The following is a 25091-nucleotide window of genomic DNA, read 5'->3' as shown; positions in this document are numbered from 1 at the left end:
AACCCAGCCTGTGGTGGCTGGCGGCGGCCTGGGGCGTGTTCCTGGCCTGCTGCGTGGCCGGCGTGCTCCTGTTCGGCGGCAGCGTGGCCGGCGGCGTCGCGAACCTGGCGCCGACCAGGACGTTCGCCTCCGGCGAGACCATCACCGTGCCCGTCGACCCCGCCCAGAAGCCCGGCGTCTACATCGCCAGCGACACGCAGGTCACCTACGACTGCTCCATCACCGGCGGCTCCGGCCAGGCCAAACTCGCCAGGACCACGGGCTCGCAGAAGGTCACGGCGGGCGGCGCCGTCTGGGAGCAGTTCCTCGTCATCAACGCCCCCGCCAAGGGCGACTACCAGCTCACCTGCACCAACCAGGAGCAGGCCGCCGTCCGGTACGGCGTGGGCCGCGACGCCTTCTCCGCCGTGGGCGGCATCACCGGCGGCCTGGCCGCCCTGATCCTCGTCCCCGCCGCCGGGCTGCTCGTGGCCGTCGGCGGCACCATCACCGTCCTCGTCCGGCGCAGCGGCGCCCGGAAGCGCCTTGCGGTCGGCGGGTGATTTGCTACGGTCCCCGTGTGTACGAGGGCGATGTACTGGCGGGAAATTGGCGACGGCCGGGCAAGGGCAAGATCCCTAAGGTGCCCGCCGAGCCGGACCTCGTCGTGGAGGACGCCGACAGCGGCTTCTGCGGCGCCGTGGTGGCCTGCGACAAGGAGGCCGTCACTCTTGAGGACCGGTTCGGCAAGCGCCGCCTGTTCCCGCTCGCGCCCGCCGCGTTCCTGCTCGACGGCAAACCCGTGACCTTGGTACGCCCCGCGGCCACCCCCGCGTCCGCCCCCCGGCGCAGCGCCTCCGGCTCCATCGCCGTGGAGGGCCTGCGGGCCAGGGTCGCCCGGCAGAGCCGCATCTACGTCGAAGGCGTGCACGACGCCGCCCTCGTCGAGAAGATCTGGGGCCACGACCTGCGCGTCGAAGGGGTCGTGGTCGAGTACCTGGAAGGCGTGGACGACCTGCCCGCCATCGTCGAGGAGTTCGGCCCCGAGCCGGGGCGGCGGCTCGGCGTGCTGGTCGACCACCTGGTGCCCGGCTCCAAGGAGAGCCGGATCGCGGCCGCGATCACCTCACCCGACGTGCTGGTCGTGGGGCACCCGTTCATCGACATCTGGCAGGCGGTCAAGCCGTCCGTGCTGCGCATCCCCGCCTGGCCCGACGTGCCGCACGGGGTGCCGTGGAAGGAAGGCGTCATCGCCGCGCTCGGCTGGCGCATGGAGCCCGCGCAGGCGTGGCGGCGGATCCTCGGCGCCGTCTCGACGTACACGGACCTGGAGCCGGAGCTGCTCGGCCGGGTCGAGGAACTGATCGACTTCGTTACGGAGGCACCATGAACCAGGACCCGCCCCAGCCGCCGCCCGACGACGACGCCACGCGCCGCGTCACCCCCGAAGACCTGCCGCCGGGTCACGGCTCCGGGCCGCAGCCGCCCCCGTACGGACAGCCTGGATACGGGCAGCCCGGATCTGGACAGGCTCCTTACGGGCAGACTCCTTACGGGCAGCAACCCGGCTCGGCGCCGAACTTCGGCCAGCAGCCGCCCTCCGGCGGTTACGGGCAGCCCGGCGGCTACGGGCAGTCCGGCGGCTACGGGCAGCCCGGCGGTTACCCTCCTCCGGGCGGCTATCCCCCTCCTGGGGGTTACCCGCCGCCGAACCAGCCGCCACCGCCGCCCGGCTACGGGTACGCCCCCGGACGGGGCGAGCCGTACATCCCGGGCAGGTTCGGCCCGCGCCCGGGCACCGACGACACCACGATGGCCATGCTGGCCCACCTCCTGGGCCTGCTCGTCTCGTGGATCGGCCCGCTGATCATCTACCTGATGAAGAAGGACGAGTCCCCCTACGTCAGGGACCAGGCGGCGGAGGCGCTCAACTTCCAGATCACGATGTTCATCGGCTACTTCGTCGCGGGCATCCTGGTGGTGGTCTTCATCGGCATCGCGCTGCTGCCGATCATCTGGATCGTGTCGCTGATCTTCCACATCCAGGCGGCGATGGCCACCAACAAGGGCGAGCGCTACCGCTACCCGTTCTCGATCCGGATGATCACCTAGACGAGCAGGTCCCGGATCAGGGCGTCGGCGAGCAGCCGCCCCTGCAGCGTCAGCACGAGCCGGCCCCGTTTGAACGGCTCCGGCTCCAGCAGCCCGCGGGCCAGCGCGCTGGCCACGGTCGTGCGCGCGCCCGGCGCGACGTCGGCCAGCGGGTAGCCGGAGTCGAGCCGCAGCTCCAGCATGAGCCGCTCGGCGTCGCGGTCGTCCTGCTCCAGCACCTCGCGGGCGTGCGCGGGCGAGAGCCCGGCGGCCAGGCGCTGGGCGTAGGCGGCGGGGTGCTTGACGTTCCACCAGCGGGTGCCGCCGACGTGGCTGTGGGCGCCGGGGCCGGCCGCCCACCAGTCGCCGCCCGTCCAGTAGAGCAGGTTGTGCCGGCAGCGGGCCGCGTCGGAGACCGCCCAGTTGGACACCTCGTACCAGCGGAAACCGGCCTGCGCCAGCAGCTCGTCGGCGATGAGGTAGCGGTCGGCGGCCACGTCGTCGTCGGGCATGGGCAGCTCGCCGCGACGGATGCGGGCGGCCAGCCGGGTGCCGTCCTCGACGATCAGCGAGTACGCCGACACGTGGTCGGGCCCGGCCTCGATCGCGGCGGTCAGGGAGGCCCGCCAGTCGTCGTCGCTCTCGCCCGGCGTGCTGTAGATGAGGTCGAGGTTCACGTGCTCGAACCCGGCCTGCCTCGCCTCCCGCACGGCCGCCGCGGCCCGGCCGGGGGTGTGCCGCCGGTCGAGCACCCGCAGCACGTGCTCGCGGGCGCTCTGCATGCCGAAGCTGACCCTGGTGAAGCCGCCGTGACGCAGCTTCTCCAGATAGGAGGGGTCGACGGACTCGGGGTTGGCCTCCGTGGTGACCTCGGCCCCAGGCCTGAGCCCGAACTCGGAGTCGATCGCGGCCAGGATCCGGGCCAGGTCTTCCGGCGGCAGCAGCGTCGGCGTGCCGCCGCCGAAGAACACCGTCTCCACCGGCAGCTCCGCCTCGCCCAGGACGCGGCGCGCCAGGCGCACCTCCTCGACCACGGTGTCGGCGTAGTCGCGGTGCGAGGCGCCGGGCCCCAGCTCGGCGGCGGTGTAGGTGTTGAAGTCGCAGTAGCCGCAGCGCGTCACGCAGAACGGCACGTGCACGTAGAAGCCGAACGGGCGCTCGCCGAGGTCGCGCAGGGCGCTGTCGGGCAGCTCGCCCGAAGGGGGCGCGGGATCGCCGTCAGGCAGGGTGGATGGCACGCCTTCCAGTGTGCCCGGCTCCCGGGAGTGCTCCGATCCCATCTCGCTGAAGGGGAACACCATGGCAGGCACCGGCATCGGCATCGGCATCGTCGGGGCGGGCATCTCGGGGCTCACCCTCGCCCTGCGGCTGCAGCAGCTCGGCGTCGCGACGACGCTCTACTGCGAGAGCGACGCGGACACGTTACGTGGGAGCCGCCTGCCCGCCACCGTCGTCCGGATGGGGCACACGCAGGCGCGGGAGCGGGAGCTGGGCAGCGAGCACTTCCGCGACCCCGGCTGCCTCATGAGGCGGGCCAGACTCTCGGTCAAGGGGGATCCGCCGCTGGAGTTCACGGCCGGCGTCGCCGAGCCGTTCCACGCGGTGGACTTCCGGCTGCTGCTGCCCGCGTTCATGGACGACTACGCCCGGCGCGGCGGCGAGCTCGTCGTGGCCGCCAAGCCGCCGGACGCGGCGCAGGTGGACCGCTGGTCGCGGCGGCACGAGCTGATGGTGGTGGCGGCGGGCCGGCGCTCGGTGGCCGAGCTGTTCCCGCGCGACGCCGCGCGCAGCCCTTTCGAACGGCCTCAGCGGCTCCTGGCGGCCGGGCTGTACCGGGGCATCGACCTGGAGCCGCTGTTCTCGTACAACATCTCGGGCGGTGCCGGCGAGATCCTGCGGATGCCCATGATGACGCGCGAGGGGGTCGTCTCCGCCGTCCTCGTCGAAGCGATCCCCGGCGGCCCGCTGGAGCCGATCACCCGCACCCCCTGGCAGGAGGTCCCGGCCGTGCTGCGCGCGCTGCTGCGCGAGCACGCGCCGCGGCTGGCCGAGCGGGTGGATGCGGCGGCGTTCGAGCTGCTGGGGCCCGACGACCTGCTGCAGGGCGCGGTCACGCCGACGGTACGTCAGCCGGTGGCCGAGCTGCCCGGCGGGCGGATCGCCCTGGCCGTCGGCGACGCCTGGATCGTCAACGACCCCATCACCGGCCAGGGCGCGAACCTGGGCTCCAGGTGCGCGTGGATCGCGGCCGACGCCATCGCGGCGGGCGGCCCGTACGACGCCGCCTTCGCCCACGCCACGGCGGAGCGGATGTGGGAGGCGGCGGCGCCGGTCGTCGACTGGACGAACGCGTTCCTGCGGCCGCCCGCCGAGCACGTCGTGAAGCTGCTCGTGGCCGCCGCCACCAGGCAGGATCTCGCCGATCTCGTGCTGACGCTGTTCTCCGACCCGGCGTTCGCCTGGGGGCTGCTGTCGAGCCCCGCGGAGATCGCGCGCATCGTTGACGGGGGCGAGCCGCCGCTCTACGATCGCGTCTAATTTATAGGAAAGTTTCCTATAAGAGTTTCGTGCGCAGCCCGGGAGCCGCTCGTGAAGAAGAAGATCCTGATCGCACTGTCACTCTTACTCGGCCTCACGGCGCTCTCCGTGCCCGCCGAGGCCCGCACCGGCTTCAAACGGGTCGCGTACTTCATCCAATGGGGCGTCTACGGGCGCAACTACCACGTCAAGGACGTCGACGTCACCGGCGCCGCCGCCAAGCTCACCCACCTCAACTACGCGTTCGGGTTCGTCAACGCCGAAGGGGCCTGCTACTCCTCCGACCCCTGGGCCGACTGGCAGCGCCCGGTGCCGGCCGAGCAGAGCGTCGACGGCGTCGCCGACGCCCCCGGGCAGGCCCTCAACGGCAACCTCAACCAGCTCCGCAAGCTCAAGGCCAAGCACCCCGGGCTCAAGGTGATGATCTCCCTCGGCGGCTGGACCGGCTCCAAGTACTTCTCCGACGCCGTCCTCACCCCCGAATCCCGCGCCGCGCTCGCCGGCTCCTGCATCGACCTGTGGCTGCGCGGCAACCTGCCCGGCCTCGAACCGGGCGCGGCCGCCGGCGTCTTCGACGGCATCGACCTCGACTGGGAGTGGCCCGGCTCCTCCGGCGCCGAAGGCAACGCGATCAGGCCCGAGGACAAGCGCAACTTCACCCTCTTCGTCGCCGAACTGCGCGCCCAGCTGCGCGCCTTCTCCCGCTCCGCACAGCTCACCGCCTTCCTCCCGGCCGCCGCCGCCAAAATCGACGCCGGCTTCGAGGTACGCGACGTCTTCCGCCAGCTCGACTTCGCCACCGTCCAGGGGTACGACCTGCACGGCACCTGGGAGCCGCAGACCGGCCACAACGGCAACCTCCTCACCGACCGCCGCGACCCCAACCCGGTCCGCTACAGCGTCGACCAGACCGTCCGCGACTACCTCGCCCGCGGCGCCCCCGCCCGCAAGATCGTGGTCGGCGTCCCCGCCTACGGCCAGGGCTGGACCGGCGTCACCGCCGGCGGCGACGGCCTCTACCAGCCCGCCACCGGCCCCGCGCCCGGCAAGTGGGCCCCCGGCACCGAGGACTACAAGGACCTGGTCTCCAAGCCCGGCAAGCGCTACCGCGACCTGCGCAGCGGCGCCATGTGGCTGTACGACGGCAACGAGTTCTGGTCTTACGACGATCCGGCCGTGCTGGTGCAGAAGGCCGCGTACATCCGGCTGAAGGGGCTCGGCGGCTCGATGATGTGGTCCATCGACCAGGACGACGCCGTAGCCTCCCTCACCTCGGCCCTGTACTCCATCCTCCGCTGACCCCCATGAAGGGGCGCGGCCCCTCTACGACACCGCGCCCCTTCACACCGCCCACCAGCTTCGTCGCGCCACCCCTTCAGCCCCAGCCAGCTTCAACGCACCGGCCCTTCACGCGACCCACTCTCAGCACGCCTGCCGGCCACCTCCGCGCAGTGCCCCTTCACGGCGCCAGCCCTCTTCAGCACACCGCACCGTCCGCGACATCAGCCCCCTCCGTCGCGCCACACCGCTCGCGATGAGCAACGCCCGGCCAGCGCTTCAAAACGCCCCGCCACCACGTTGGCAGCGCCACACCGCCCCATGGGCAGCAGCCCGCCATCGCGTAGGCAGCGCCACAACGCCCTCGGCAGCGGCCACGCCACTCGACGCCAGGTTGCTCGACGGCCTCAGCCCAGCAGCACTCGCCCGGCCATCTCATCCCATTTCGCGTCATGCCCAGGCACGCTGAGGATGCGGCGCAGGGCGTCCCTGTCGCCGTTGCGGGCGCGGAAGTGGTCGGCCACGCTCACCCCGGCCTCGGGCCGTGAGACGAGCTCCACGTCGTCCCCCACCCCCAGCTCACCGAGCTCCACCACCCGCAGGTACGCCCCCGGCCGCCCCGCCTGCGTGAACCGTTTGACCCAGCCGGGCTCGTCCATCCAGTTGCGGAACACCACGCACGGCGTCCTCGGCCCCGTCACCTCCAGCAGGGCCGTGCCCACCCGCCACCGCTCCCCGATCAGGGCTTCGTTGACGTCGATCCCGGTGGTGGTCAGGTTCTCGCCGAACTGCCCGTGGCGCAGCCCCCTCCCGAGCTCGCGCTCCCACCAGTCGTAGTCCTCCCTGGCGTAGGCGTAGACGGCGGACTTCGGCGAGCCGTGGTTCTTCTCGTCGGCCCGAGCGTCCCCCGTGAGCCCGTTGGCGAGCACCGCGACCCGGTGCGCCACCGCGCGCTTGTCGATCGCCGTCCGCTTGAGGTTCCCCGCCCATTCGGCGTCGACCGGCGTGCCCACGTTCACAGAGAGAATGCGCATAAATAGGACGGTAATGGAGCATTCTTCACCAAGGCGAGCCGATATCGGGGCGTTCTCCACCCCAGGATGGAGATCCGACACCCTCAACCCGCAGACCGATCCGGTACGACCGCCACCTCCCTACGGTCAAATGCCGTGAACACCCTACAAATCTCCCTGATCTCCCTCCTCGTCGTCGCGTTCGTCATCTACCGCCAGCTCCGCACCCGCCCGGCCGCAGGCACCGCGACCCTGTACGTCGCCGGCGCCATGGTGATCGTCGGCCTCGTCACGGGCGGCCTCTTCGACACCGCCCACCTCGCCCTCAGCCTGGCCCTCTTCCTCGTGGAGGCCGGCGCCGCCGTGGCGCTCGGGGTGTGGCGGGCGCGGACCGTCCGCGTCTGGCTCGACTCCTCCGGCGTCGCCTGGTCGAAGGCCACGCGCTGGACCATCCTGGCGTGGCTGGCCTCGGCCGCGACCCGCGCCGGGCTGTACTTCGCCGGCACGGCCATCGGCCTGACCGCCTCCACCAGCAGCGTCCTGCTCTTCCTCGGCCTCACCGTCGGCATCCAGGCGTACCTGGTGGCCCGCAGGGGCCGCGCGCTTTCCAGCACCGGGGCGCGACCGGATACGTTCGTGGGGTGATGCGTGGCCTGTCCCGAGCCGTCCCCTTCGCCCTGCGACTGGGAGTCGTCGTGCTGCTCATCGCATCCCAGCTCCAGGCCACCCCCGCCCCCGGCCTCACCGGCACCCCCCTGGCCGTCACCATCCTGACCATCGCCCTGGCTCTCAGCCTGCTCGCCCCTCTTCTCCCTTCATTCCGCAACCCACCCCTTCCTTCCACCGACTCCGTCCACCACCCCACCGGCCCGACCCCGGAGCCGCATCCGGCTCGCCGGAGCCCGTTGCGGTGGGTGGCCGGGTCGGTGGCGCGGGTGCCGCAACGGGTCATGCTGGTCTCCCTCAGCCTGGCGGTGCTCCTGTCCATCGCCCTCAACACGATCACCCGGACCGGCGTGACGATCGGCGCCCTGCTCATCTGCGTCAGCCTGGCGGTGAGCCGTCTGCCGCTGCGCTTCTCGCTCGCCGTCGGGCTCCTGGCCGTCGCGGGGCTCGTGGTGGCGGGCGAACTCGCCGGCTCGCCGGTCGACGACCTGCCCCTCGTGCTCAGCGTCTGCCTGATCTTCCTGATCACGTACGCGGCGAAACAGCGCAAGGCCGCCAGGGCCGCCGAGGCGCGGGAGGCCGTGCTGGCGGAGAGGGCGAGGATCGCCAGGGAGATCCACGACATCCTCGCCCACTCGCTGTCCGCCCAGCTCGTCCACTTGGAGGGCGCCAAGCTGCTGCTGCGCGCCGAACGTACGGCCGAGGCCCTCGACCGCGTCACCCGCGCCCGGGACCTCGCCAAGTCGGGCCTCGACGAGGCCCGGCGCGCCGTCTCGGCCCTCCGCGAGGACCCGCCCGCCCTCCCCGCAGCCCTGCGCACGCTCGCGGACGACTTCGAGACCACCGCCCACCAGCCCTGCACGCTACGCATCTCCGGCCCCGAGCACCGTCTCCCGCCGGAGACGGAGCTCGCCCTCCTGCGCACCGCCCAGGAAGCCCTCACCAACATCCGCCGCCACGCCCCGGGCAGCCCGGCCCAGGTGACGCTGACCTTCGCCGCCGGCCACTGCGACCTGCGCATCACCAACCCCACCTCCGCCGAGCCCGGCACCCCTGGGGGCGGGTACGGCCTCGTGGGCATGCGCGAACGCGCCGAACTCCTCGGCGGCACGCTGACGGCGGGCGAGCAGGACGGCACCTTCCTCGTCCAGTTGAGAGTCCCCGTCCCTTGGGCACGCGGGAGGTTGCGCGCATGATCAGGGTGGTCGTGGTGGATGACCAGGCCGTGGTGCGTGAGGGGCTGGTGCTGTTGCTCGGCCTGTTGCCGGGGATCGAGGTGGTCGGATCGGCGGGCGACGGTGAGGCCGCGTTGCGGGTCGTCGAGACCGAACGGCCGGACGTCGTGCTGATGGACCTGCGCATGCCGCGCATGGACGGTGTGGAGGCGACCGGCCGCATCCGCGCCGCGTACCCGGACACGCAGGTCGTGGTGCTCACCACGTACTCGGACGACGAGTCGGTGTTCGCGGCGCTGCGCGCGGGTGCTCGCGGGTTTCTCACGAAGGACGCCGACGCCGACGACATCGCCTCGGCCGTGGCCACGGTGATGCGCGGCGACGCCCAGCTCGACCCCACGGTGCAGCGTCGGCTCCTCGACACCATGGCCCCTCCCCCTTCCACGACCTCCACCCCTTCCGCACCGGTAACGCCCACCACACCGGGCACCGCCACCACTTCACCGCCCCCGCCCGCCTCCGACCCGGCCCCTGTCCCTCCGGCCGTGGCAGGAACGCGCGCGGCCGTGCCGGACGCGGGCCAGAGCTCCGGTCGGGCGGTGACCGGAGGGACAGGGGTGGGGATGCGGGGGTTGACCCCGCGGGAGGTCGAAGTGCTGAGGCTCATTGCCGAAGGGTTGTCGAATGCGGAGATCGCCGGGCGCCTCTACATCACCGAGGCCACCGTCAAGACGCACATCAACAACCTCTTCGCCAAGGCTCAGCTGCGGGACCGCGCCCAGGCCGTCACCTACGCCTATCGTCACGGCCTGGCGCACCCTGGTTGAGCTGGGACTCCTCGTCGAAGCCCGCGAGCTGTAACAGCGTCTCCAACGCCGCCTGCCTGGTCTCCTCCACGGAGGCGCCGCGCTCACCGAAGCACTCGGCGGCCACGTCGAGCAGGGTCGCCACGACGGCCGCGTCAGGGTAGGGAACGTCCACGAGGACGGTGCCGTCGGCGCCCTCCTCGCGGTCGTCAAGGTGGCGCCTCAGCAACCGCCGGGTCTCCTCCGCCACAGCGACCCCTAGCACCGCGGCCCGCTCGAATCGCTCAGAAGCAATCACGTCACCCTCCAGTCGCACAGGTGTTCGGAAGAGAAGGTACGCGGTGGCACCGACAGAATCGCCTGCGTCGCCGGGGTTCTGGGGGGCGGCTTCGCGCCCGGGGTGAGTGGCGAGCGTTCGGAGCGACGGATGCGCGGCCGGGCCGACGGTGAGCATCCTGGAGGTAGGTGCCCGGCCGAGGTGGGGCGGGTACGGGGCCAGCCGGGCGGGCAGGTGCGCCCCTGCGGTGAGCGGCGAGCATGCGGGCGGCGAGAGTGCGGCCTGGCGGGCGGTGAACATCCAGGCCGGCGGGTGTCGCGGCCGGTCGGGTGGGGGTGCGCACCCACGGTGAGCGGCGAGCGTGCGGGCTGGTGGGCGGTTGGGCGGTGAGCATCCGAAACGGTCGGGTTCGTGGCCGAGGTAGGCGGGTGTGTGGCCGGTCGGGTGAGCGGGCGGGTGCGCGGGTGGGGGGTGGGGTCGCTACGCTCGAACGGTGTACGACTCGATCATCGGTGTGTCTGCCCTGACGGTGGAGCTCGGCGGCAATCCCGTGCTCCGTCATCTGAGCCTGTCCGTGGCGCCGGGTGAGATCGTGGCCGTGGTCGGCCCGAACGGCTCCGGGAAGTCCACCCTGCTGCGTTGTCTGGCCGGGTTGCAGCCGGTCACGGCCGGGGAGGTGCGCGTGTTCGGGCGGGCGCCGGCCAACGATGCCGCGTTCTGGGGGCGGGTGGCGTTGCTGGGTGATGAGCCGGCCTGGTATCCGGGGCTCACTGCTCGTGAGCATCTGGAGCTGATGGGGGCCGTGCACACCAGGGCCAGGATGACGGTGGACACGGCGATGGAGTTGTTCGCGCTGGAGGAGCGGGCCGACGCGCCGCCGCTGAACCTGTCCACGGGTCAGCGCCAGCGCCTCTCCCTGGCCGCCACGCTGCTGCGGCCGAGCACGCTGCTGCTCCTCGACGAGCCCGAACGGGGCCTGGACAAGGGTTTCCGCGCCGAGCTCGCCGATCTGCTCACCGAGTACGCCGACGAGGGCGGCACGGTCGTCATGGCCACTCATGACCAGGGCCTGGCCGCCATCGGCCGTCAGATCGCCCCTTCCGGGGTGACGGCATGACCAAAGGTGGCGGCTGGACCGGAGGCGACGGCCCGACCGACGGTGACGGCATGACTGGTGGTGACGGCGTGACTGGTGGTGACGGCGTGACTGTGGCGATCGGGGGTGATGTCCGGACCCTGCGGGCCTACGTGCGCTCGCGCAGCCGCACCCCCGCCAGCCTGATGGACCGCTACGTCTCCGCCTTCTGCCTGCTCATGCTGATCGCCGTGGCCGGCAGGCCCGTGTCCGGGGTGTTGACGAGCCTGGCGGTACCGGGTGAGCCGGCGCGCATGGGGGCGGGGGTGGCGTTGCTGGCGCTGGCCCTGGCCGGGTTCCTGGCGGCGGCGCGGGCGGCGGGGCCTGTCCTGCTGCCCGGTGCGGACGCCTCCTGGCTGCTGCTGTCGCCGCTGAACCGGCGGCATGTGCTCGCCCGGTCGGCGCGCCTGCTGCTCGGGATCGCGGCGGTGGCGGGTCTGCTGCTCGGGATCGGGCTGCTGGCCGTGCTGGGCGCGCCCGACCAGCTCGTGTGGCGGGTGCTGGGCGCGCTGGTCGTGGGCGTGGCCGCGGCAGTGGGCGGGATGGCGCTGGCCGTGCTGGGGCAGGCGTCGGAGTCGTGGCGGGTGTGGTTGACCGGCGGGACGGCCCTGCTGCTGGCGCTGGCGGTGGTGGCGGTGACGGGCCGGCTCCGTGCGGTGCTGGCGGTCGCGGCGAGCGCTCCCCTGCCGGCTCTCACCGCCGCCGTGTCCGGCGCCGCCGTGCTGTCCGGCCTGCTGGTACGGCAGGCGTGGGCCACGCTCGACCGGATCCCCACCCGTACGCTGGTGACCTCCTCCACCCGGGCCGGCCACGTGGCGAGCGCGGCCATGTCGCTCGATCCTGGCGCCCTCACCTGGATCGCCGAGGACAACCACTGGCGGGCCAGGAAGCTCGCCTCCCGGCGCTGGCCGTCGCTGCCCGCGCCGTTCGCCCTGGCCTGGCAGGACTGGCGGCGGCTGGCCCGCAGGCCCGGCCGGCTGGCGGCGGTGGCGGGGAGCGCCGCGCTGCCGGCGGTGCTGGCGCAGGCGGGCGGCCCGCCGGTGGTGCTGGGGCTGGCCGTGCTCGGGGGTGCGCTGGCGGTGGCGTCGCTGGGCACGTCCGGTGCGCGCAGGGACGCCGACAATCCCGCCCTGGCCAGGCTCATCGGGGTGGGCAGGCGGCAGGCGCTGGCGGCCCGCGCGGCCCTGCCGGCGCTGCTGGCGGGGACGTGGGCGGCCGTCGCGCTCGCCGCCCTGACGCTGTCCTTCGAGGCCGGGGCGCCCACCGATCTCATGGCTTCCGGGGGCGCGGCGTGGTGGTGGTTCGGGCCGCTGGCCGCGCCGGCGCTGGCCGCCGGTGCCCTGCGGATGGCCCGGCGCCCTCCCGTCGATCACTCGATGCCCGTCATCGACACGCCGGGCGGGGCCGTGCCGACCGGCCCGCTCTTCTGGGCGGCCACCGGCCCTGACCTGGCCCTGCTCGGCTGCCTGCCCACGGCGGCGGCGCTGGCCTCCCAGCCGGCGGCCCTGGCCCCGTTCCTGGTGGCGCAGGGAGTGCTGAGTGTGCTGGTGCTCCTGGGGTTCCTGATGCGGGCCAAGTAAGGGGCGGGCATCCCAAGACGGGGGCGGTCAGGCCACGTACACGTCGCTGGGCACGCCGCCGTACGGGATGGTCCGGTCCTTGCGCATGCCGGCCCGCTCCGCCACCCGGTGTGACGGCAGGTTGACGTCCCTGATGACGGCCACGACGGTGCCCAGCCCCTTGCCCACCCGCAGGGCGGCGCGGGCGAGTTCGACCGCGTACCCGTGACCCCAGGCGGACGGCCTGAAGCGGTAGTACAGGTTCAGCACCTCGGCGCCGTCCACGACGGCGTGGCGCAGGCCGCCGAAGCCGAGGACGTGCGGGTCGCCGGGCAGGCGGGCGGCCCAGTAGCCGAGGCCGCGTTCGTCCCAGTCGGCCAGCCACAGGTCGAGCATGGCGCGGCTGGACTCCAGGTCGGTGACGGGGCCGCTGGGGTGGTAGACGCTGGTGCGGGGATCGGAGTGGATCTCGTGGACGGCGTCGAGGTCCTCCGGCATCACCCGGGACAGGACCAGACGCGCCGTCTGCACCGTTTCCATACTTTCAGGGTATTCAGGGGGCCCCCGCCCGGAAAGCGGCCTACTTCTTGGTCTTGTCGGCGCTGGAGTCGGTGGACAGCGCGGCGACGAAGGCCTCCTGCGGCACCTCGACCCGGCCGACCATCTTCATCCGCTTCTTGCCTTCCTTCTGCTTCTCCAGCAGCTTCCGCTTGCGGGAGATGTCACCGCCGTAGCACTTGGCCAGGACGTCCTTGCGGATGGCGCGGATGTTCTCGCGGGCGATGACGCGGGCGCCGATGGCGGCCTGGATCGGCACCTCGAACTGCTGCCTGGGGATCAGCTCGCGCAGCTTCTTGGCCATGTCGACGCCGTAGCCGTAGGCCTTGTCCTTGTGCACGATGGCGCTGAAGGCGTCGACCGCCTCGCCCTGCAGCAGGATGTCGACCTTGACGAGGTCGGCCTCCTGCTCGCCCGCCGGCTCGTAGTCGAGCGAGGCGTAGCCGCGGGTGCGCGACTTGAGCTGGTCGAAGAAGTCGAAGATGATCTCGCCGAGCGGCAGCGTGTAGCGGATCTCGACCCGGTCTTCTGACAGGTAGTCCATGCCGAGGAGCTGGCCGCGCCGCCCCTGGCAGATCTCCATGATCGCGCCGATGAACTCGGCGGGGGCGAGGATGGTGGACTTGGTGACCGGCTCGAAGACCTGCGCGATCTTGCCGCCGGTGGGGAACTCGGACGGGTTGGTGACCGTGAGCTCCTTGCCGTCCTCCATGACCACGCGGTAGACGACGTTGGGCGCGGTGGAGATCAGCGACAGGCCGAACTCCCGCTCCAGCCGCTCGCGCACGATCTCCATGTGCAGCAGGCCGAGGAAGCCGACGCGGAAGCCGAACCCGAGCGCTGCCGACGTCTCGGGCTCGTAGACCAGCGCGGCGTCGTTGAGCTGGAGCTTGTCGAGCGCCTCGCGCAGCTCGGGGTACTCGTCGCCGTCGATCGGGTAGAGGCCGGAGAACACCATCGGCTTGGGGTGCTCGTATCCGGCCAGCATCTCCTGGGCGGGCTTGCCGGCCGAGGTGACGGTGTCGCCGACGCGCGACTGGCGCACGTCCTTCACGCCGGTGATGAGGTAGCCCACCTCGCCCACGCCGAGGCCCAGCTCGGCGGGCTTGGGCTCGGGCGAGATGACGCCGATCTCCAGCGTCTCGTGGGTGGCGTTGGTGGACATCATCAGGATGCGCTCGCGCTTGCCGAGGTGCCCGTCGACGACCCGGACGTAGGTGACGACGCCGCGGTAGGTGTCGTAGACCGAGTCGAAGATCAGCGCCCGCGCGGCCGAGTCGGCGACGCCGACCGGGGCGGGCACCGTGGCGACCACGTGGTCGAGCAGCTCGCGCACGCCCTCGCCGGTCTTGCCCGACACCTTGAGCACGTCGGACGGGTCGCAGCCGATCAGCCCGGCCAGCTCCTCGGCGAACTTCTCCGGCTGCGCGGCCGGCAGGTCGATCTTGTTGAGGACGGGGATGATGTGCAGGTCGGCGTTCATGGCCAGGTAGAGGTTGGCCAGCGTCTGCGCCTCGATGCCCTGGGCGGCGTCGACCAGCAGGATCGCGCCCTCGCACGCCTGCAGCGACCGGGAGACCTCGTAGGTGAAGTCGACGTGCCCGGGGGTGTCGATCATGTTGAGCACGTGGCCGTCCCACGGCAGCCGGACGGCCTGCGACTTGATCGTGATGCCGCGTTCGCGCTCGATGTCCATCCTGTCGAGGTACTGGGCGCGCATGGCGCGTTCTTCGACCACGCCGGTGATCTGCAGCATCCGGTCGGCAAGGGTCGACTTGCCATGGTCGATGTGCGCGATGATGCAGAAGTTGCGGATCAACGCGGGGTCGGTCTGGCCAGGCTGAGTGCGCACCGAAGTCCGTTTCGACAGGGTTGAGGTCAAGCAGTCTTCCATGGTGACATGCCCGGGTGATTGCCCGAACCGTCATCCGCCGCGGCCTGCGCCTGCTCGCGCTTGCCTTGGCCATCGTGGTCGCGCTGGGCGGCCTTCTCGCCGCGGCGCTCCGCATCCAGTTTACCGGTGCGCCGGCAGCCTGGGCGAAGAGCACCGGGAACGACGCCTTATGGCTGGGCCACGCCTGGGTGGACGGCCGCCGCACGGAGCAGGACGTCGAGCGGCTCGCCGTACGGCTGCGCGCCACGGGCATCAAGGACCTGTACGTCCACTCCGGCCCCTTCGAGTGGGACGGCCGCCTAGATCCCGCTAAATACCCCAACGCCGGAAATTTCGTTCAATGGGTGCGAAAGTACTTACCGGGCCTCCGCGTCTCCGCCTGGCTCGGCCAGGCCGTCAAGAACGGCCTCGACCTCGACGACCCCCAAGCCCGCGAGAACGTCCTGGCCGGCGTCGCCGCCATCATGAAGCAGGGCTACGACGGCATCCACTACAACTTCGAGCCCATCGGCGACGGCGACACCGCCTTCCTCGACCTCCTCGACCGGACGAGGCGGCACACGAAGCTCCTGTCCACCTCCACCCCGCAGATCGAGCCGTACCTGGGCATGCGCCTGACCGCCCGGGCGGTCCTGGGTCACGACAAGTACTGGTCCGAGGGATATTTCCGGCAAGTGGTGGCCCGCGTCGACCAGGTGGCGATCATGACCTACGACTCCTTCACCCCGGCACAGTCCCTCTACGGCGGCTACGTCGCCCGCCAGGCCGCTCTCGCCCTCGACCTGGTCCCCGAGTCGAAGGCCCTCTACATCGGCGCCCCGGCCTACCACGACCACGGCATAGCATGGGCGGACGAGGCGGAGAGCGTCGCGATGGCCGCCGAGGGCGCCAGGCTGGCGCTGACGGAGCACGGCCGCCGCGAGCGGTTCGGGCTGGCCCTCTATGTGGACTTCGCGGCCACCGAGGAGGATTGGCGCGAGTACATGACGCGGTGGCGTTGATTTGAGCAGCCGCCTGAGTTATTGGTAACCTGGGCAACTGCGTGTGGCGCGCCCTCTCTCGAGCCCGCGCGCCCCGTCCATCACTTCAGACTTTCACCGAGGCTTCTTCGTGGCGAACATCAAGTCCCAGATCAAGCGCAACAAGCAGAACGAGAAGGCTCGTCTGCGCAACAAGGCAGTCAAGTCCTCGCTGAAGACGGCGGTCCGCAAGTTCCGCGAGGCCGCCGAGCAGGGCGACGTCGAGCAGGCCACCGCGCTGCAGCGGGCTGCCGCCCGCCAGCTCGACAAGGCCGTCAGCAAGGGCGTCATCCACAAGAACCAGGCCGCCAACCGCAAGTCGGCGATCGCCAAGCAGGCCGCTGCACTGGCCGCCGCCAAGTAATCCGCCCAGTGACCGCCCGGTAATCCGCCGGGCAAGCACGGCACTCCGAAACGCCGCGCCTCGCGAACGCGAGGGGCGGCGTTCGCGTTTTCGCACCCATTTGTCACAGTTTCGATATCACACGCCCGTATCGGGTGCGTCACCGTTGCAAAGATCACCTTGCCCCTGCTTCGCCCCCTGCTCGAAAGTGCACTAAACGGGGCAAAAAGGGGGGCGCATGCGAGGGCCGTTGATCGTCAAGAGGGCGTTCAGCGAGCCGCTGCTCCTCCTGGCCGCGCTCGGCTCGATCCTGCTGGCCACCACCACGCTGGTCGCGCTGACCATGTACGCCTCCTCCATCGCCGAGGCCGGTGTCCGCCGGACGATGGAGACCGCCTCCTACAGCCAGACCGTGGCCACCATCAGCTCCCCCGTGACCGCCGAGACGTTCCCCCGGTTCGACCAGGCCGTGCGTGCCGAGCTGACCCGCGCCTACGCCGGACCGCCCGCCCTGACCACCAGCTTCCGCTCCGATTCCTACGCCATGCCGGGCCAGGAGGGGCGCGAGCGTCCCGACCTGCTCAGGTTCGGCAGCTACGACGGGCTCGACCGGCATGCCAGGCTGGTCGCGGGGGCCTGGCCGAAACCGGGGGACGACCCGGTGGAGGTGGCGATCTCGCTGTCGGCGTCCTCGGCGAGCGGGTTCGAGGTCGGGCAGGAGTTCACCACGCGCGGGCGGCTCGACCCGCGCCCGGTCCGGGTCCGCGTGGCCGGCGTCTTCCAGATCGACGATCCGTTCGGCGCGCGCTGGGCGGGCGAGCAGCTGCTCAGCCGGGGCGTGGAGCGTGGCGACTTCACCACGTTCGGGCCGCTCATGGTGACCCGCGAGACGTTCCTGGCCCGCTTCGCCACCAGCGTCAACGCGACCTGGACCGCCGTGCCCGACCTGCGCACGCTCACCCCCGAGCGGCTGCGCCCGCTGGCCGGCGCGATCGGGCAGGTCGAGGAGCGGCTGAAGGCGGCCGGCTGCGGGAGCTGCGTGGCCGCCAGCCGCCTGCCGGACCTGCTCACCCAGCTCGGCACCGCCTCCCTGGTGGCGCGCTCGACCATGCTGATCCCGGTGCTGCAACTGCTGCTGCTGGCCGCGTACGCGCTGATGCTCACCGCGCGGCTGCTGGCCGACCACCGGCGCATGGAGGTGGCGCTGCTGCGCTCGCGCGGCGCGGGCACGGTGCGGCTGGCGGCGCTGGCGGGCGGTGAGGCGCTGCTGGTGGCACTGCCGTGCGCGGTCGTCGCGCCGTTCCTGGGGCCGCCGCTGCTCGCGCTGGTCAACGCGCTGCCCTGGATCAAGGCGTCGGGGGTGCGGCTGGCGCCGGTGGCGGACGCCGGGACGTTCCTCGTCTCGTTCGGGGTGGCGCTGGCCGCGGCCGTGCTGCTGGTGCTGCCCGCGCTGGCGGGGGCGCGGCGCACGTACGTGGAGGAGCAGTCGGCGCGCGGGCGCGGCGGCGGGCGCGGCCTCATCGAGCGGGCGGGCGCGGACCTGGCGCTGCTGGTCGTGGCCGGGCTGGCCATCTGGCAGCTCCAGCGCTACGGCGCACCCGTGACCGCGACGGCGGCGGGCGGGCTGGGCATCGACCCGCTGATCATCTCCGGGCCCGCGCTGGCCCTGCTCACGGGCGGCATGCTGGGGCTGCGGCTGGTGCCGCGCCTGTCGCGGCTGGCCGAGCGGATCACCTCCAGGCGGCCCACCCTCGCGCCCGCGCTCGGGGCGTGGCAGGTGAGCCGACGGCCGCTCAAGTACGCCGGGCCCGCGCTGCTGCTCACGATGGCGATCGCGATCGGCATCGTCTCCCTGGCCACCGCCGCCACCTGGCGCTCCTCCCAGCTCGACCAGGCCCGCCACCAGGCCGGGGCCGACCTGCGGCTGTCGGGGCCCGCCGACGGCCCCGAGCTGGGCGCGCTCGGGCGCGGCACCGCGTTCACCGCGCTGCCCGGCGTCACCGCCGCCTCGCCCGGCTTCCGCGGGCAGACCGACGTGAGCGGCACGAACGCGATGCTGCTCGCGCTCGACGCGAGCAAGCTCGGCGAGCTGTTCCACCTGCGCTCCGACCTGTCGGCGCAGAGCGTCGGCGAGCTGTCGAAGGCCCTGGCCGGCGACCGGGCGGCGGGGCTCGCCCTGCCGGGACGGCCGGCCGGGCTCGTCGTGACCGCCGAGGCGAGCACCGAGCTGCCGGCGCGGCTGGTGCTGTCCGACGGGCTCGGCGTCTGGCGGGACCTGCCGCTCGGCCTGCTCAAGAAGGGCACGAACCGGGTCGAGGTGGACCTGCGTGCGCTGGCCGGACGGAGCGGGACGATCACGTACCCGCTGACGTTGCTCGGCCTGGTCGCCAGCGCGCAGGAGGACAGCACCGGAAGCCTGACCGTGACCGCGCTGAGCGCGGACGGTCAGCAGGTCGCGGCGCCCCCGCTCACCATGAGCGTCAGCGGGACCGCGGCGGCCCCCTTCGTCCGGCGGCCCGAGCCCGGCCCGCTGCCCGTCGTGCTCACCTCCGACCTGTCCGCCGCGCTCAAGCTGGGCACCGGCCAGACCGGGCGGGCCTCGATCGACCGCCGCGTCATGACCGTCAAGGTCGTCGGCGTGGTGGAGACGATGCCAACCACCCCGGCCGGGCAGCAAGCCCTGCTCGTCGACTGGCAGACGATGCAGGCACACGAGCTGGCCGCGGCACAGCTCCCCCGCCCCGCCACCGAGTGGTGGCTGGCCGCCGGCGACACCGCCCCGGCCGTGGCCGCACTCGGCGGGCACCCCGAGTGGGACGTCACCGCGCTCGACCAGCGCGCGCTGGCCGCCGCCCTGCGTGACGACCCGCTGGCCAGCGGGCTGCAGGGGGCGCTGATGCTGGGGTTCGGCGCGGCGCTGGTGTTCGCGGCGCTCGGCTTCCTGGTCAACGCGGCGGTCGCGGCGCGGGAACGGCTGGCGGAGTTCGCGATCCTGCGGGCGCTCGGCGTCAGCTCCCGGCAGATGCTCGGCATGCTGGCCGTGGAGCAGGCGTTCGTGGTGGGGCTGTCGCTGGTCGCGGGCACGGCGCTGGCGGTCGTCGTCGGCGTGCTGGTCGTGCCGCACATCGTGCTGACCGGGCAGGCCGCGGCCGTCACGCCGGGCGTCGTGCTGGACATCCCGTGGACGGCCACCGGCGTGATGCTGGCGCTGGTGGCGGCGGTGCTGTTCGCGATCGTCGCCGGGCTGGCGCGCCACCTGCGCCGCCAGGGACACGGCCTCCGGGAGGAACAGTGAGGACCTGGCTGCTCGCCCGGGTGCACCTGGGCACGGTGGCCGTGCTCTTCGTGCTGACGCTGAGCGCCTGCGTGCTGGTCGCCGGCCTGCCCAGGGCGGCACAGAGCTCGTACGACGAGGCGCTGCGCCGCGCGCTGACCGCCGCCCCCGCCGTCCAGGCCGACCTGACCGTGGCCACGCAGTCCTCCGGCCGGCCCGAGGACCTGCGCGAACGCGCCCAGTTCGACTCCCGCGAGCGCCTGTGGCGCGAGATCGTGCCCGCCGGGCTGCGCCCGCTGACGACCGGGGCCGGGCACATGAGCGCCAAGACCGAGCTCACCCCGGTCACCGGCACCAGCGGCGGCATGTACGTCAACCTGGGCTGGCTGTCCGACGCCGACCGGCGCGTGGACTGGGTCCAGGGACGCGCTCCCGGCGCTCCCGCGACGACCCGCTACGAGGGCGGCACCATCCCCGTCTTCGAGGTCGGGATCGTCGAGGAGGCCCTGCCCGAGATGGGCCTGCGGCTCGGCCAGACGATCACCCTCGGCGAGAACGACTACGCCGCCGTGAAGATCGTCGGCGCTTTCCGCGCCAAGGACCCCGGCGACCGCTCCTGGTCGCACGACGCCGACGTCCTGCACGTCATCGAGCAGCAGCCGCCCGGCGGCAAGGACCACGTCAAGCACATCACCACGCTCATGTCCGACGCCGGGCTGACGGCGCTCAGCGGCGAGGGGCGCAACCTCACCTACCGCTGGGTCCTGCCCCTCGACGCGCGGGCGGCCGACGCGCTGGACGTGCCCGGGCTGCGGGCGGCGGTCACCGAGTTCGAGCGGGTCGTCGGGCTGCAGACCACCGGCAGCCCGTACCGCGTCGAGACCGCGCTGCCCAAGCTGCTCGGCGACTTCCTGGCCGCGCTGTCCACCGCGCAGACCGTCATGTACCTCGTGCTCGGCGGGCTGCTCGCGGTGGCGCTCGGCGTGATCGTGCTGGCCGTGCAGCTCCTCGCCGACAAGCTGGAGCACCCGCTGGGGCTGGCGCGGGCGCGCGGCGGGTCGTTGCGGCAGGTGGCGGGCACCGCGGCGGCGCTGGCCGGGCTGGCGGTCGTTCCGGGTGCGCTGGCCGGGTACGCGCTGTCGTACCTCGTGCCCGGGCCCGCGCTGCCGATCGTGCACGCCGGGCCGGTCGTCGTGGTCGTCGTCGCGCTCGCCTACGCCGGGGCGCGCACGGCCCTGACGCACCGCGCGCCCCTGCACGAGCGGCGCGACGACGTGGCCGCCGCCCGGCCCTCGGCCCGGCGCGTCACGCTCGAAGCGCTGGTCGTGGTGCTGGCGCTGGCGGGGGCGTACCTGCTGCGGGCCCGCGGGCTGAGCGCGGCGGGCGGGCAGGACCCGTTCCTGCTGGTCGTGCCCGTCGCGCTGACCGTCGCGGCGGCGCTGATCACGCTGCGCTGCTACCCGTACCCGCTGCGGCTGCTCGTGCGGCTGGCCGCGCGCGGCCGGGCGGCGGTGCCGTTCCTGGGGCTGACCAGGGCCTCCAGGGCGCGCTCCGGGAGCCTGCTGCCGGTGCTGATCCTGCTGCCCGCGCTGGGCGTGTCCGTGTTCGCGGCCGTCGTGTCCGACGGGATCGCGACCACGCAGCGGACGGCGTCCTGGCAGCAGGTGGGCGCCCCGGTCAGGGTGACGTCGGAGAGCGAGATCCCGGCCGAGGCGATCGAGCGGGTGCGCCGGCTGGCGGGTGTCGAGCGGGTGGTGCCCGCCCAGACGGGGCGGGTGCAGGTCGGGTACGGCGCGGAGCGGGCCGAGGCCATCGCCGTGGACGTCGCCCAGTGGCGCGGCCTGCTCGACGGCGCCCCCGTCGGGCTGCCGCCGCTGCCCGACGGCGCGCTCGTCTCCCCCGAGCTGCGCGGGCGCGGCACGATCGAGATCGGCTGGCAGTCACGCGTGAAGCTGGCCACGCGCGGCGTCATCGAGTCGGTGCCGGGCTTCTACACACACGGCAAGTTCATGGTCGTGCCCATCGGCGTGCAGGTGCGGCCCGCCGTGAACACGCTGCTGATCCAGGGCGACGTCGCGCTGCCCGAGCTGGCGCGGCTGGTCCCGTCGGCCGTCGTCACCTCGCAGGAGAGCGCCCTGCGGGCCATCCAGGACGATCCCCTGACCGCCACCGTGCGCTGGACGCTGGTGATCGTGACGGTCGCGCTGGCCGCGTACGCGCTGATCGCCGTCGTCCTGTCGCTGGTCATCGGGGCCGCCGACCGGGCGCGGGCGGTGTCGTTCCTGCGCACGCTCGGCCTGTCGGAGCGGCAGGCGCAGCGCCTGACCGTGCTGGAGATCCTGCCCATGATCCTCCTCACCGCGCTGGTCGGGCTCGGCCTGGGCCTCGGGCTGCCCGCCGCGCTCGGGCCCGGCGTGGACCTGTCGTCGTACGCGGGCGACCTGCCCGTCGGCGACTACTCGCCCGGCCTGCTCCTGCCCGGCGCGCTGGCGGCCGGGCTGGCCGGCGTCGCCGTGCTCGGCGCGTACGCGCACACCGCCATCAGCCGGCGCCGCAGCCTGGGCGCCGTCCTCCGAGTGGGAGAGCTCCCATGAACCCGACCCTGTCCGAGCTGGAAGCCAAGGCCACCCGGCCGTCCGCCGCGTTCGGCGGCGACGCGCACATCGTGTGCGACAACCTCGTCCGCATCTACAAGACCGAGGGCGTCGAGGTCGTCGCGTTGCAGGGGCTCGACCTGGTGATCGACAAGGGCGAGCTGGTCGCCATCGTCGGCGCGTCGGGGTCGGGCAAGTCGACGCTGCTCAACGTGCTGTCCGGGCTGGACGTGCCGACCGCCGGCGTGGCCAGGGTGGCCGGGATGGACCTGCTGTCGATGAGCGCCAAGGACCGGCTGCGTTACCGGCGCTCCATCGTCGGGTTCATCTGGCAGCAGACGGCTCGGAACCTGCTGCCGTACCTGACCGCGCGGGAGAACGTCGAGCTGCCGATGAAGCTGGCCGGCGCCGCCCGCAAGGGGCGCGCCATGGAGCTGCTGGAGCTGCTCGGCGTCGCCTCCTGCGCCGGCCGCCGGACGCCCGAGATGTCCGGCGGCGAGCAGCAGCGCGTGGCCATCGCCGTCGCCCTGGCCAACTCCCCGCAGCTCATCCTGGCCGACGAGCCCACGGGCGAGCTGGACAGCGAGACGTCGGAGCAGGTGTTCGACGCGCTGCGCACCGCCAACAGGGAGCTGGGGGTGACCGTGGTCATCGTGACGCACGACCCGCTCGTCTCGGAACAGGTGGACCGGACGGTCGGCATCCGCGACGGGCGGACCAGCAGCGAGACGCTGCGGCGCGAGGGCGCCGAGGGGCAGATCATCGCCGAGGAGTACGCCGTGCTCGACCGCGTCGGGCGCCTGCAGCTGCCCCGCGACTTCATGAACGCCCTCGACATGGAGCGCCGGGTGCGCCTGGAGCTCGAATCCGACCACATCGGCGTGTGGCCCGCCCGAGAGGAGCCCTCGAATGACTGACGCGCCCCTGGTCGTGGTGGAAGGGCTGCGCAAGGTGTACCGGAGCGGGCCCAAGGAGGTCGTCGCGCTGCGGGACGTGTCGTTCTCCGTGCGGCCCGGCGAGCTGGTCGCGGTCCGCGGCCGGTCCGGCTCGGGGAAGACGACCCTGCTCAACCAGATCGGCGGGCTCGACCGGCCGGACGCCGGGCGGGTGGTGGTGGACGGGCGCGAAGTCACGTCCCTGCCGGAGGACGAGCTCTTGGCCGTGCGCCGGGACGTGATCGGGTTCGTGTTCCAGTCGTTCGGGCTGATCCCCGTGCTGTCGGCGGCCGAGAACGTGGGCGTCCCCATGCGGCTGCGGCGCACGCCCGTCGCGGAGCGCGAGGCCCGGGTCCGGATGCTGCTCGCGCTCGTGGGGCTGGAGCAGCACGTCAACCAGCGGCCGTACGAGCTGTCGGGCGGGCAGCGGCAGCGGGTGGCGATCGCCAGGTCCCTGGCCAACCGGCCCCGGCTGCTGGTGGCCGACGAGCCCACGGGGCAGCTCGACTCGCAGACGGGGCGGCAGATCATGGAGCTGCTGCGGGCGGTCGTCCGCAGTGAGGTGGTCACGGCGCTGGTGGCCACGCACGACCCGAGCCTGATGACGCTGGCCGACCGGGTGCTGGAGATCAGCGACGGCGTCGTACGCGAGGCCGCGCTGACCTGACGGGCTCCGGCCCCTGGTCGGGGGCGGCAGGTTGCCAGGCGATCGCGATCAGGTCGGCTGCACGGGCTCCGGCCGCCGGTCGGAGGCCGCCGGTTGCCAGGCGATCGCGACCAGGTTGGCGGCGGCGACCAGCACCGCGCCGGTGACCGCCAGCGCCGCCACCCCGGTCATCCCGGCCAGCGGCGCCGCGACGGCCAGCCCGAACGGCCGCGACGCGAACGAGATGAGCTGATCGAACGAGCGCACCCGCCCGAGCGCGCCCTCCGGCACCTCCTCGGCCACCACCGTCTCCCACAGGGGGCTGAGCAGCCCCAGCCCGAACATCGCCACGAAGTACGCCCCCGCCAGCACCGGCACGGGCGCCCCCGCGGCCAGGGCCGCCATGGGCAGCAGGTAGGCCGCGGCGCCGGCCTGCACCACGGCCAGCGGGCGCCGGATCGGCAGCCTGGGCGCGGCGAACACGCCCAGCACCATCCCCACGGTCCCGCCCTGCACGATCAGCGTCCAGCCGGCCTCGCCGCCGCCCAGGTGCCGCACCACCATGACGGGGCCGAGGGTCAGGAACAGCCCGGCCACGAAGTGCCAGACGCCGTGGCCGAGCACCGCCGCCAGGAACCAGGGCCGCGTCCTGACCTCCCGCCAGCCGCCCGCGAGGTCGGCCAGGAACGCCCGCCGCGCTCCCGCTCCTTCGCCGGAGGTCCGGACGCCGCCCAGGGTCACGGCCGAGCAGGCGAACAGCACCGCCGTCAGCCCGGCCGCCCATCCGGGGCCGGCGGCCACGGTGACCGTCCCGGCCAGGGCCGGGGCCGCCACGGTGGACAGGCTCGTCGCCACGCCGATGCGCGCGTTCATCCGCAGCCGGTCCGGCCCTGGCACGACCGCGATCACCAGCCGGGGCACCGCCGGGCTGCCGAACGCGATGGCCGCCCCCGCCACGGCCGACAGCAGGGCGAGGTCGAGCAGGCGGTTCACGCCCAGCAGGAGCTCGGCCGCGATGGCCGCCTGCGACAGGCAGCGGGTCAGGTCGGCGGCCAGCGCGAGCCGTTCCGGCCTGACCCGGTCGGCCACCACGCCGCCGACAGGCAGCAGCACCAGCAGCGGGACCAGCTCACTCGCGAGCACGATCCCCAGCGCGCCGCCGTCGCCGCCGGCCCGGAGCACCGCCAGGGTGAGCGTGGTCGGGATGAGCGCCGTGGCCAGGGCGGACAGGCAGCGCCCCAGCAGAAGCCGTGACATCATGGGCAAAGACGATATTTCGTCAGCGAATGTTTCGTCAACAAAATACTTGCT

The 25091-nt window shown here is 73.0% G+C and carries 22 protein-coding genes; 16 read left to right on the top strand and 6 right to left on the bottom strand.

What is annotated here, in order from left to right:
• Nucleotides 1–53 precede the first annotated feature (53 nt).
• Genes HCN51_RS10660 through HCN51_RS10650 form a run of 3 tightly spaced genes read left to right on the top strand, consistent with a single transcriptional unit; the run spans nucleotide 54 to nucleotide 2091 of the window.
• Nucleotides 54–542 (top strand): hypothetical protein, encoded by a 489-nt coding sequence (locus HCN51_RS10660; protein WP_346433599.1) that lies wholly within the window; start codon nucleotides 54–56, stop codon nucleotides 540–542.
• Between the two features lie 17 nt (nucleotides 543–559).
• Nucleotides 560–1369 carry a DUF3097 family protein gene (locus HCN51_RS10655; protein WP_168009219.1) on the top strand — a complete coding sequence of 270 codons (810 nt, stop codon included), beginning with the start codon at nucleotides 560–562 and terminating at the stop codon, nucleotides 1367–1369.
• Nucleotides 1366–2091 (top strand): DUF4870 domain-containing protein, encoded by a 726-nt coding sequence (locus HCN51_RS10650; protein ID WP_168009217.1) that lies wholly within the window; start codon nucleotides 1366–1368, stop codon nucleotides 2089–2091. Before HCN51_RS10655 ends, HCN51_RS10650 begins: the two co-directional genes overlap by 4 nt.
• On the opposite strand, the gene hemW is transcribed toward HCN51_RS10650, so the two are convergent.
• A complete protein-coding gene (gene hemW / locus HCN51_RS10645; RefSeq protein ID WP_168009215.1) occupies nucleotides 2088–3308 on the bottom strand; it encodes a radical SAM family heme chaperone HemW in 1221 nt (406 codons plus the stop codon). The two genes, HCN51_RS10650 and hemW, sit on opposite strands and share 4 nt — an antisense overlap.
• 61 nt (nucleotides 3309–3369) lie before the next feature.
• On the opposite strand from hemW, the gene HCN51_RS10640 reads away from it, so the two are divergent.
• Entirely contained in the window at nucleotides 3370–4608 is a 1239-nt protein-coding gene (locus HCN51_RS10640) for a styrene monooxygenase/indole monooxygenase family protein (protein ID WP_168009213.1), read from the top strand.
• A 51-nt stretch (nucleotides 4609–4659) separates the two neighbouring features.
• Nucleotides 4660–5907, top strand: a complete 1248-nt coding sequence (locus HCN51_RS10635; protein ID WP_168009211.1) for a glycosyl hydrolase family 18 protein — start codon at nucleotides 4660–4662, stop codon at nucleotides 5905–5907.
• A gap of 386 nt (nucleotides 5908–6293) precedes the next feature.
• Here HCN51_RS10635 and HCN51_RS10630 read toward each other — a convergent pair whose 3' ends face one another.
• Nucleotides 6294–6920, bottom strand: coding sequence for an MOSC domain-containing protein (locus HCN51_RS10630; RefSeq protein ID WP_168009209.1), 627 nt, complete (start codon nucleotides 6918–6920; stop codon nucleotides 6294–6296).
• Between the two features lie 135 nt (nucleotides 6921–7055).
• Here HCN51_RS10630 and HCN51_RS10625 point away from each other — a divergent pair, with 135 nt between their 5' ends.
• The 3 genes from HCN51_RS10625 to HCN51_RS10615 are packed head-to-tail and all read left to right on the top strand — an operon-like array spanning nucleotide 7056 to nucleotide 9567.
• Nucleotides 7056–7544 (top strand): hypothetical protein, encoded by a 489-nt coding sequence (locus HCN51_RS10625; RefSeq protein WP_168009207.1) that lies wholly within the window; start codon nucleotides 7056–7058, stop codon nucleotides 7542–7544.
• 50 nt (nucleotides 7545–7594) lie between these two features.
• Nucleotides 7595–8761, top strand: coding sequence for a histidine kinase (locus HCN51_RS10620; protein WP_168009205.1), 1167 nt, complete (start codon nucleotides 7595–7597; stop codon nucleotides 8759–8761).
• On the top strand, nucleotides 8758–9567 hold the full coding sequence (locus HCN51_RS10615) for a response regulator transcription factor (RefSeq protein ID WP_168009203.1): 810 nt from the start codon (nucleotides 8758–8760) through the stop codon (nucleotides 9565–9567). Before HCN51_RS10620 ends, HCN51_RS10615 begins: the two co-directional genes overlap by 4 nt.
• Here the strand turns inward: HCN51_RS10615 and HCN51_RS10610 are convergent.
• Nucleotides 9527–10000, bottom strand: coding sequence for a hypothetical protein (locus HCN51_RS10610; protein ID WP_168009201.1), 474 nt, complete (start codon nucleotides 9998–10000; stop codon nucleotides 9527–9529). The two genes, HCN51_RS10615 and HCN51_RS10610, sit on opposite strands and share 41 nt — an antisense overlap.
• 316 nt (nucleotides 10001–10316) lie before the next feature.
• On the opposite strand from HCN51_RS10610, the gene ccmA reads away from it, so the two are divergent.
• Nucleotides 10317–10940 carry a heme ABC exporter ATP-binding protein CcmA gene (ccmA, locus tag HCN51_RS10605; RefSeq protein ID WP_168009199.1) on the top strand — a complete coding sequence of 208 codons (624 nt, stop codon included), beginning with the start codon at nucleotides 10317–10319 and terminating at the stop codon, nucleotides 10938–10940.
• Entirely contained in the window at nucleotides 10937–12538 is a 1602-nt protein-coding gene (locus tag HCN51_RS10600) for a DUF6297 family protein (RefSeq protein WP_240972701.1), read from the top strand. The genes ccmA and HCN51_RS10600 overlap by 4 nt, the downstream gene beginning before the upstream one ends.
• A gap of 27 nt (nucleotides 12539–12565) precedes the next feature.
• Here HCN51_RS10600 and HCN51_RS10595 read toward each other — a convergent pair whose 3' ends face one another.
• Nucleotides 12566–13057, bottom strand: a complete 492-nt coding sequence (locus HCN51_RS10595; RefSeq protein WP_080041959.1) for a GNAT family N-acetyltransferase — start codon at nucleotides 13055–13057, stop codon at nucleotides 12566–12568.
• A 40-nt stretch (nucleotides 13058–13097) separates the two neighbouring features.
• A complete protein-coding gene (lepA, locus tag HCN51_RS10590; protein WP_206066838.1) occupies nucleotides 13098–14969 on the bottom strand; it encodes a translation elongation factor 4 in 1872 nt (623 codons plus the stop codon).
• 14 nt (nucleotides 14970–14983) lie between these two features.
• Between lepA and HCN51_RS10585 the strand changes: the two genes are divergently transcribed.
• The 6 genes from HCN51_RS10585 (at nucleotide 14984) to HCN51_RS10560 (ending at nucleotide 23801) form a co-directional block, all read left to right on the top strand.
• Complete coding sequence (locus HCN51_RS10585; protein ID WP_168009195.1) at nucleotides 14984–15970, top strand: glycoside hydrolase family 18 protein; 987 nt, start codon at nucleotides 14984–14986, stop codon at nucleotides 15968–15970.
• 109 nt (nucleotides 15971–16079) lie between these two features.
• Nucleotides 16080–16352: a 30S ribosomal protein S20 gene (gene rpsT / locus HCN51_RS10580; RefSeq protein ID WP_080041962.1), complete on the top strand. Its 273-nt coding sequence runs from the start codon at nucleotides 16080–16082 to the stop codon at nucleotides 16350–16352.
• 217 nt (nucleotides 16353–16569) lie between these two features.
• Nucleotides 16570–19626, top strand: coding sequence for an ABC transporter permease (locus HCN51_RS10575; RefSeq protein WP_168009193.1), 3057 nt, complete (start codon nucleotides 16570–16572; stop codon nucleotides 19624–19626).
• The gene (locus HCN51_RS10570; RefSeq protein WP_168009191.1) at nucleotides 19623–22199 is read left to right on the top strand and encodes an FtsX-like permease family protein; all 2577 of its coding nucleotides are present in this window, start codon (nucleotides 19623–19625) and stop codon (nucleotides 22197–22199) included. The genes HCN51_RS10575 and HCN51_RS10570 overlap by 4 nt, the downstream gene beginning before the upstream one ends.
• The gene (locus HCN51_RS10565) at nucleotides 22196–23116 is read left to right on the top strand and encodes an ABC transporter ATP-binding protein (RefSeq protein ID WP_168009189.1); all 921 of its coding nucleotides are present in this window, start codon (nucleotides 22196–22198) and stop codon (nucleotides 23114–23116) included. The genes HCN51_RS10570 and HCN51_RS10565 overlap by 4 nt, the downstream gene beginning before the upstream one ends.
• Nucleotides 23109–23801: an ABC transporter ATP-binding protein gene (locus HCN51_RS10560; protein WP_168009187.1), complete on the top strand. Its 693-nt coding sequence runs from the start codon at nucleotides 23109–23111 to the stop codon at nucleotides 23799–23801. Before HCN51_RS10565 ends, HCN51_RS10560 begins: the two co-directional genes overlap by 8 nt.
• 48 nt (nucleotides 23802–23849) lie before the next feature.
• Here HCN51_RS10560 and HCN51_RS10555 read toward each other — a convergent pair whose 3' ends face one another.
• Nucleotides 23850–25040, bottom strand: a complete 1191-nt coding sequence (locus tag HCN51_RS10555) for an MFS transporter (protein ID WP_168009185.1) — start codon at nucleotides 25038–25040, stop codon at nucleotides 23850–23852.
• Nucleotides 25041–25091 lie beyond the last annotated feature (51 nt).

Source organism: Nonomuraea composti (genome assembly GCF_012034275.1).
GTDB lineage: Bacteria > Actinomycetota > Actinomycetes > Streptosporangiales > Streptosporangiaceae > Nonomuraea > Nonomuraea composti.
Note: the sequence above shows the minus strand (reverse complement) of the source record. Positions and strands in the feature narration are given on the sequence as shown.

Bases quoted from the DNA above. Each gene is read 5' to 3' on its own strand.
- HCN51_RS10650 (WP_168009217.1), top strand. From the start codon at position 1,366: ATGAACCAGGACCCGCCCCAGCCGCCGCCCGACGACGACGCCACGCGC.
- HCN51_RS10640 (WP_168009213.1), top strand. From the start codon at position 3,370: ATGGCAGGCACCGGCATCGGCATCGGCATCGTCGGGGCGGGCATCTCG.
- HCN51_RS10630 (WP_168009209.1), bottom strand. From the start codon at position 6,920: ATGCGCATTCTCTCTGTGAACGTGGGCACGCCGGTCGACGCCGAATGG.
- HCN51_RS10615 (WP_168009203.1), top strand. From the start codon at position 8,758: ATGATCAGGGTGGTCGTGGTGGATGACCAGGCCGTGGTGCGTGAGGGG.
- HCN51_RS10610 (WP_168009201.1), bottom strand. From the start codon at position 10,000: ATGCTCACCGTCGGCCCGGCCGCGCATCCGTCGCTCCGAACGCTCGCC.
- HCN51_RS10600 (WP_240972701.1), top strand. From the start codon at position 10,937: ATGACCAAAGGTGGCGGCTGGACCGGAGGCGACGGCCCGACCGACGGT.
- HCN51_RS10595 (WP_080041959.1), bottom strand. From the start codon at position 13,057: ATGGAAACGGTGCAGACGGCGCGTCTGGTCCTGTCCCGGGTGATGCCG.
- lepA (WP_206066838.1), bottom strand. From the start codon at position 14,969: ATGGAAGACTGCTTGACCTCAACCCTGTCGAAACGGACTTCGGTGCGC.
- HCN51_RS10575 (WP_168009193.1), top strand. From the start codon at position 16,570: ATGCGAGGGCCGTTGATCGTCAAGAGGGCGTTCAGCGAGCCGCTGCTC.
- HCN51_RS10565 (WP_168009189.1), top strand. From the start codon at position 22,196: ATGAACCCGACCCTGTCCGAGCTGGAAGCCAAGGCCACCCGGCCGTCC.
- HCN51_RS10560 (WP_168009187.1), top strand. From the start codon at position 23,109: ATGACTGACGCGCCCCTGGTCGTGGTGGAAGGGCTGCGCAAGGTGTAC.
- HCN51_RS10555 (WP_168009185.1), bottom strand. From the start codon at position 25,040: ATGATGTCACGGCTTCTGCTGGGGCGCTGCCTGTCCGCCCTGGCCACG.